This window comes from Luteibacter sp. P4_D7_3 (assembly GCF_056401735.1).
The window spans coordinates 1-7,680 of the sequence record NZ_JBFUIT010000195.1 but is presented as its reverse complement, the minus strand read 5'-3'; the positions used below and the strand labels follow the sequence as shown (position 1 = coordinate 7,680).

Annotated in this window: 3 protein-coding genes; all 3 read right to left on the bottom strand. The window is 64.0% G+C overall.

What is annotated here, in order from left to right; genetic code table 11:
* Positions 1–41: 41 nt before the first annotated feature.
* Positions 42–989, bottom strand: a complete 948-nt coding sequence (locus AC1DSN_RS15320; protein WP_477331482.1) for an NAD(P)/FAD-dependent oxidoreductase — start codon at positions 987–989, stop codon at positions 42–44.
* 154 nt (positions 990–1,143) lie between these two features.
* Positions 1,144–2,823 (bottom strand): ShlB/FhaC/HecB family hemolysin secretion/activation protein, encoded by a 1,680-nt coding sequence (locus AC1DSN_RS15315; RefSeq protein WP_477331480.1) that lies wholly within the window; start codon positions 2,821–2,823, stop codon positions 1,144–1,146.
* 32 nt (positions 2,824–2,855) lie between these two features.
* On the bottom strand, positions 2,856–7,680 hold a 4,825-nt coding region (locus AC1DSN_RS15310), incomplete at its 5' end, for a beta strand repeat-containing protein (RefSeq protein WP_477331478.1).

Sequence of the window (7,680 nt, the reverse complement as noted above, 5' to 3'; positions counted from 1 at the left end):
GCCGACTGAGAACCACGGGCTCGGGAAAAAGACTCACGGGGTCAGGACGCGACCGACGGCAAGACACCGTGCCGTCGCTGACGACCATCCACAGGCCGAAAATTGCGAGGCAGTCGGTGGTGAATCGCGGTTGCCGCCACCGCCGCATGCCCCACCGCGACGCTGATCTGGTTGAGGCCGGACACGACATCGCCCGCCGCAAACAGGCCTGGAACATTGGTTTCCATGGAACCGTCCACCACCAGTTTCCCGGCGGAGTCGGTTTGCACGTCGAGTCCCGCCAGTAGCCCGGTCCCCGGCTCGCAGCCCAGGACGGGGTAAATGGTGTCAAACCGATGGACCCGTCCGTCGATCGTTCTAGCCTCGCACCCCGCCACCGAAAAGCTCAAGGAGTGCACGCCGGCATGGAGGGCAACGCCCATCGCCTCGGCACGGCTGCGCGCGTCTGCCGAGGGCGTGTCATCGTCCGGACTGAGGACGGCAACACGCCCGGAGAAGGTCCGCAGAAATCCGGCGTGACCAAGTCCCTCGGATACCGGCGCATAAACCCCGATGGCCTCATCGCGGGCTTCATAGCCATCGCACACGGCGCAAAGGCGTAGCGCGCCTGACGCAATGGCATCCTCGATGCCTGTTGCCTCCGGCAACCGATCCCTGATGCCGGCGGCAACCAACACCGTCCGGGCAGAAACGGTCGACCCCGCCGCGTTGATCTGGAAGCCACCCTCCGACGGCTCCACGGCCGTGACGGTTGCGGCCATGAAAGGAACGTCGTGCTGTTCGGCTTGGGCGCGGAAATGCCCAAGCAGTTCCCGGCCGCCGACGCCAAACGGAAAGCCAGGACAGTTGTGGCTGACGGGAATCCAGCGCGCTCGTGACTCCCCTGCATCAATCACGAGGACTCGGCGGCGGTAGCGCGCAAGGTAAGTGGCGGCCGTGAGTCCGGCAGGACCGGCACCGACTACGACACAATCGTAGGGCTGTTCCATCGGGGCTCCGGGCGGCTTCTGGACATGGGGCGGGCATGATGGGCCCCTTCAAATGAAGGCCAGAGCGCAATGCTGTGAAGTTCCACCGACAAACCAGGCGAGGCGACAGCGGGCAACATGGTCAGGAGTTCTCTACCTCCGTGCCACGCCGTTGCTAGAAGCCCTTCTGGACCTGGACCCACGCCCGAACATCGTGCGTGTCGCCAAGGATTGCCGGTCGGGCCCCTACCGGATGCGCGACGTCCGCGCTGACCACCCATTGATCGTCGCCCTGCCACCGTAAGCCCAAGCCCACGTCCTGCATGTGGGCGCTATTGGTGCCCGGAGCAAAGCGGTCCTTGTATAGGGTCACGTGCCYCGCATCCGCGAATACCAGCGCGATCAGGCTGCCCGGTGTGCCGACGTGAAGGGACCGGCGGAACTCGAGGTTGACCATCTGGCCCTGGCTTCCCGCCAACACCCCGGTGTCATACCCGCGCACGTTGTTCGCCCCGCCAAGATAGAACTGCTCGGCGGTATCCACGTTCTTATTCGCCCACTGCCCCTGAAAGCCGAGGTACAACGCGTTGTTGTCCGACAGCTGCTGAAGGCGCGCAACGGAGAGCGTGTATTTCAGATAATGGCCCTTCGTCTGGGCGCTGATCGCATCGACAAATTCGGCGAAGGCGTCATTGAAGCCCAACAAGCCGTAAGTGGCGGCCAGGTTGAAGTTCGTCACGCCGTGCGCGTCACGCTGGTCGCCGGCAAGGGTCGCGGTCCAGCCATAGGTATGGCGTAGCGTGCGAATGCCGACGATGTCGATGGAGTCGTTAAGATGGCGACGGTCGTAGCCAAGCTGGCCGTAAAGGTTCCCGTCGGTGGAGCGGATGAACGGATGACTGACGAACACACTCGCTACCTGCGCCGTGCCGTGCGCGTCCAGCACGCGCAGGTCACCCTTGAGCTTGTAGTCGAGCGACGAGACCGCCGCCCCGACCACCGTGCCTTCGCCATTGAGCAGGTAACGGTAGCCGAGCCGCCCGTAGTTCATGTTCGAGCCGGCAGTGAGCGCAGTCGCGTCAAGCACGTCACCCTGATGGAACAGGCCATTGATATTGAAGGTGCCTGTCATGCGCGTTCGGCCGGTGTAGCGGTTCCCGTAATCGTCGAGCGCGACCGTGCCGGTGTAACGGGGCCGATCATCCGTCCGCACGGCAAGGTCTGATGTACCCGGCTCAAGCCCGGGGCCGAGCGCCGATGTCTCGGAGACGCCCGGAATGTCGCCCAGCAGCAACAGGCTGCGATCAAAGCCGTGCGATGAGACCGGCATGCCCTCCTTGAGCGGCGCCAGCGTAGCCTGCAGCGGACCGTCGTGCGTTGCACTGTGGTTCTCGAGTGTCACTTTGCCCAGTCGCGCCTCCTGCACGGCAAGGCGGACCGTGCCACCGGTCAACGTTTGCGCCGGCACATAAGCGACCGTCAAAGGGTAGCCCTTTGCCCGATACGCGGCAGTGATCCGGCCGGCTAGCGCATTGAGCTGGCCGAGGGTCATGTCGGTGTTCTCGCCCGAAGCGACCAGCGCATGCAGGTCTTCGGCCGGCAACAAGGTGGCACCCGTGATCTCGATGCGCGTGACGTGGAACGGGGCGCTGTCGCCTTGCGCCGTCGGCACTTGCGGCGTGACGGTCAGGCCCGTGTCATCGGAGCGCTGAGGGGCGGGTGTTGCAGGCACCTGGCGAAGCAAGTCACCGGTCTGGGGAGCGCGCACCTGAGCGGTCGCGCCCGAAGCGATGGCAAGCAGGATGCAGGCACCCAGGACATTCGCGGTGCGCTTGGGAAATTGAACCATGGTCATCGAAAAGCCGTTTCTGATTCGAAGGGGGTTATTCACTGCATCACGTCCGCAGGCAGTCGCACGCCGCCACTGACGACCTGCAGCGAAAGGCCGGAATTGAAGTCCGAGCGCTGCACGTTCTTCTCCACCGGCTGCCGGGTCTTTTTGTGGTTACCGGTGTAGTCGCCGACCGTGACATTCGAGGCGACGCCGTATGGCGTGGCTAACGTCTCGGGCCCAAGCAAGGCGTCGATCTGGGTCAGTGCATTCCCCGAGGTCCCTTGCGAGGCGCTCTGAGTGATGTTGGCCGTCGTGGTCGGATTCCAGCTGAGGGCGTAGTTGCCGGCGCCGTCGCCGGCGATCATGCCGGTCACATTCACTGTTTTCCCGTTGCCTACGTTCTTGTCGGAGAAGGCACCGACGGTCGACAAGGACACGCTGTCCCCCGCCAGGACGCCGCTCAGCACGCCTTGGGTGATCGCGGCGGTGTTTCCGTCATAGACCTTGTCGTTGGCCGTGATGTTGGCGTTAATGCCAAGTGGCGTAATGGTCGCCACGTCGTGGCCGCCGACGAGCGTGTAGTTGCTGGCCAGCGAGCTGCCATTATCGTTGAGCGCCAGCGAACCAAGGCCCGCGAGTGCGCGGTCCGTGGCTACGTTCTTGCTGGCAAGCACACCCTGGCCGGACAGGAACAGGCTTTCGCCCGCGACGCCAGCAATCACCCCAGCGTTGCCGAACATGCCAGCACCAGCCACGGTGCTGCCGTCGTACACGCGCGTGCCGGCGAGGTCGAGCACCAGCTTGTTGATCGCGGCGGTGGTGGTCGTGTTGGTGGTCAACGTGTAGTTACCAGCATCCGTGCCGGTCAGCTGGCCCGCCACGTTCACCGTCTTGCCCGACCCCGCATTCTTGTCCGCGAAGGTGCCCTGGGTGATGACACCCAGATCGTCGCCCGCAAGCGCACCCGTGAGGCTGCCCTGGGTCTGCGCCGTGGTAGTGCCATCGTAGAACTTGTCGCTGGCGACGATGCTGCCGCCGATAGCCAACGGGGTGATGTTGCCTGTCGTCAGGGCTGTCGTGTTGAACGCGTAGTTGCCAGCGTCCGCTCCCGAAGCGGAGATGCCGTTCACCGTGATGGTCTTGACATTGGCGACATTCTTGTCGCTGTAGTTCGCCGTGCCGCCCGCGAAGGTGATCTGGTCGCCGCCGAGGACGCCGGCAGCGCCCAGGCCCACCACGGCCAGGGAGCCGCCGTCGTAGACTTTATTGGACCCGGTGGCATCGACCACGATCTGCTTTGGGGTGATGGTCAGGGTRTGCGTACCGCCGACCAGCGTGTAGTTGCTGCTGAGCGCAGCCCCGTTAGCGGTGAGACCCAGCGTTCCGGTCGAGGTCAGGATCTTGTTGGTCCCGGCGTTCTTATCCCCCACGGAGCCATCGCCGCTCAGGTCGAGCGTATCGCCGTTGATGCCCGCGACGACCCCGTGGTTACCAAAATCCCCAGCCGCAGCGACGGTCGAGCCGTCGTACACGCGCTCTCCGTGCAGGTTGATGATGTAAGGCGTGATGTTCGCGAGCGTGGTCGCTACCGTGTTGTAGACATAGTTTCCGGCATCGGTGCCCGCTGCTGTGATACCGCTGACCGTGACGGTCTTGCCATTGGCCGCATTCGCATCGGAGAACAAGGACGACGCGCCGCTGAAGCTCACATCGTCGCCGCCGATAAGACCGGTCTGCGACAGCACCGTCGTCGCCGTGGCATTGCCGTCATACATTTTGTCGGCCGCGCTCGTGCCGACCACGATGGTCGCCGGCGTGATGTTCGCGGTCGTGGTGGTGTTGCTGGTGACGACATAATTGCCGGCATCTGCCCCACCAACGACACCGGAGACATTAACGGTCTTGCCGTTGCCAACGTTCTTGTCGAGGAAGCTGCCCGTGGTCGACGCGTAATCGACGATATCGCCGCCGAGCACGCCCGACAAGCTGCCATGCGTCACCGCCCCCGTCGTACGATCGTAAACACGGTCGTCGGCCACGATGCTCCCGCTGATGGCCAGCGGTGTGATGTTGCCGGTGGTCGCGGCCGAGGTGTTGAACGTGTAATTGCCGGCGTCCGCACCGCTGGCCGTGATGCCTGTGACCGAGATGGTCTTACCAGTGCCGACATTCTTGTCGCCAAAGGTGGCTGCGCCGGATGCAAAGTCCACCGTGTCGCCCGAAATCAGGCCTCCGGATGCCAACGTAGCCGTTGCCGCCGTGGTGGCGTCATAGACCTTGTTGCCGCCGATGGCAGTGACCGTCACCGCGAGCGGGGTGATCGTAAAGCTGTCGATGCCCCCCAACAGCGCGTAGTTGCTCGCACTTGATCCTCCCGTGCCGTTGAGTGCCAGCGTGTCGAGGTCGAAACCGCCCGTGCCGTCAACAGCCCGGAGGTAGGTGGCCACATTCTTGGATGCGCTTCTACCCGCACCGGTGAGGATCAGCGTTTCACCATTGGCGCCGGCGACGACGCCGTTCGTTCCAAAGAGGTTCGCACTGGCCGTCGTCGTGCCGTTGTATACACGCGTCCCGGTCAAGTTGATGATGAAGGGCGTGATGTTCGCGGTGGTGGCTGCGCTGGTGTTGGCCAGCGTGTAGTTCCCCGCATCGGCACCGCCGGCGGTGATCCCATCCACACTCACTGCCTTGCCGGTCCCGACATCCTTGGTATCGAAGAGGTTGCTGGCGGCGCTGAACGTCACCTGGTCGGTGCCCAGCAGATCCTGGCTCGACAGCGTCGCGCCCGATGCCGTGCTGCCGTCGTAGACCTTGTTGACCCCATTGGCGTCCACATGGATGAGCTTCGAGGTGATGTCGGCGAACACGTTGGCCGGCTGCACGAGGGTGTAGTTGCCCGCGTCTGCCCCGGCAATGCCCATGGCCGTGGCGACCGACTTGTGCGTGCCGACATTCTTGTCGCTGAAGGTGCCGACATCGGCGTTCGTCAGATCGACGGTGTCCGACCCCAACACGCCATCGAGCGTGGCGTTGTGCAAGGCAGCGATGGTGTTCGCGTCATACACCTTGCTGTCGGCCGTGGTGTTGATCACGTTGAGGATCGCCGGCGTGATCGTGTAGGTATCGGTGCCGCCGGTCAGCGTGTAGTTGCTCGCGAGGCCACCCGCGCCGTTGGCCAGCGCGAGCGAACCCAGCGCGAAGTTACCGCCGGTATAGCTACCCACGTTCTTGCTCGCCGTGTTGCCCGTGCCCGAGAGGGAGAGGCTCTCACCCGACACCAGGTTCCCCAGGGTCAGACCAGGGCTGAAGATCGAGGTCGAGGTGTCGTAGACCCGCGTTCCGCCCAGGTTGAGAATACGCGGCGTGATGTTCGCCAGTGCTGTCACCGTCGTGGTCGAGAGCACGTAATTGGCCGCGTCAGCGCCGCCCTTGGTGATGTTGCTCACCGTGACGGTGCGTCCGTTGGCCACATCCTTGCCGTCGAACTGCGGCGTCGTGGACTCGCCGAAGTTGACCGTGTCGCCCGCGAGGACGCCCGTGGACGACACCGTCGCCGTGGCGTTGGTGGTTCCATCGTACTGCCGGCTGTCCGCCGAGGCCGTGGGGGTGATGGTCAGCGGTGAAATGGTCGCCGTGAGCCCCGTGGGCTGGACGAGAATGTAGTTGCTGCTGTCGCCACCGGTCACGGTCATCGACGTGCCAACAGACTTGCCGACACCGGCATTCTTGTTGGCGAATGTCCCGGTCGCGAAGTTCCCCAGCGTCACATCGTCCGTGCCCAACCGCCCCACAAGCGTCGAGCCAGAGAGTTGCGCCACGTTGGAGCGGTCATAGGTCTTGTCGGCTGCCACCGTGCCGGCGACGGTCAAGGTGGCCGGGGTGATAGTCACCCAATCGATGCCGCCGGTCAGCGTGTAATTCGTCGCGGTGCCGCTGTTGTCGCCCAGCGCCAACGTGCCGAAGTTGGCGAAGCTTCGCTGGTTGCCTACGTTCTTCGTCGACAGGACACCGCTGCCGGTCAGCGTCAGGCGTTCGCCATTCACGCCGGCGATCGTGCCGCCACTGGTGAACAAGGCAGCATCGGCATCGGTGGTCGCGTCATAAACGCGCTGGCTCATCAGGTTGATGATGAAGGGCGTGATCGTGCCGAGCGCGCCGGCGGCACCGGTTGGCAGGTCATAGTTGGCGAGGTTGGTGCCCGAAAGTGCCACAAAGTCCGACACAGAAAGCGTCGACGTCAGGCCGCGGTTGCTGCCGGCGTTGACATTGTTGTACTTCGCGGTGGACGACTGCGGAATGCTCGCTCCCTGCCCGCTCACGAAGCCCGAAAGTGTGTAGTCACCAGCGGTCAGCGTCACGGAATCCGAGCCGTCGTACGGTTTGGTCGGATCGCCCGTGATGGACGCCGTGACCTGGCGCCTGGAGATACTGGCGGTAAGGCCGCTGACCTGGTCGACGCGGTAGTTGCCCGCGGCGCTGCCTGCCAATCCAAACCCTGACGTCGTTACGTCGAGGTTGTTGGCTGCGTTGGCCGACCGCACGCTGCCGCTCGCACCCGAGGTATCGAGCGTCACGTTCCCGTTGTCGGCACTGAAAATGCCGCCCAACGACGCTGTGCCCGTGCTCAAGGCAATGCCCGTGTTGCCGTCGTAGATCTTATCGATGGCCGACACACCGTTGATGCTCAGTGTGAACGGGCTGATGGTCGCAGTCAGGCCGGTCAGCGGCATGAGCGCGTAATTACCGGCTTCGCTGCCTGAAATGGAGAAGCCATTGGCTGTGACGGCTTTGCCGACGCCAGCATTGGCATCCGCAAAGGTTCCGGTCGTGCCTACCGCGAGGGCAACCTTCGCCGCGTCGTTCGAGTCAGCGCCCACC

Coding starts and splice junctions, on each gene's coding strand:
- AC1DSN_RS15320 (WP_477331482.1), bottom strand. CDS start 989: ATGGAACAGCCCTACGATTGTGTCGTAGTCGGTGCCGGTCCTGCCGGA.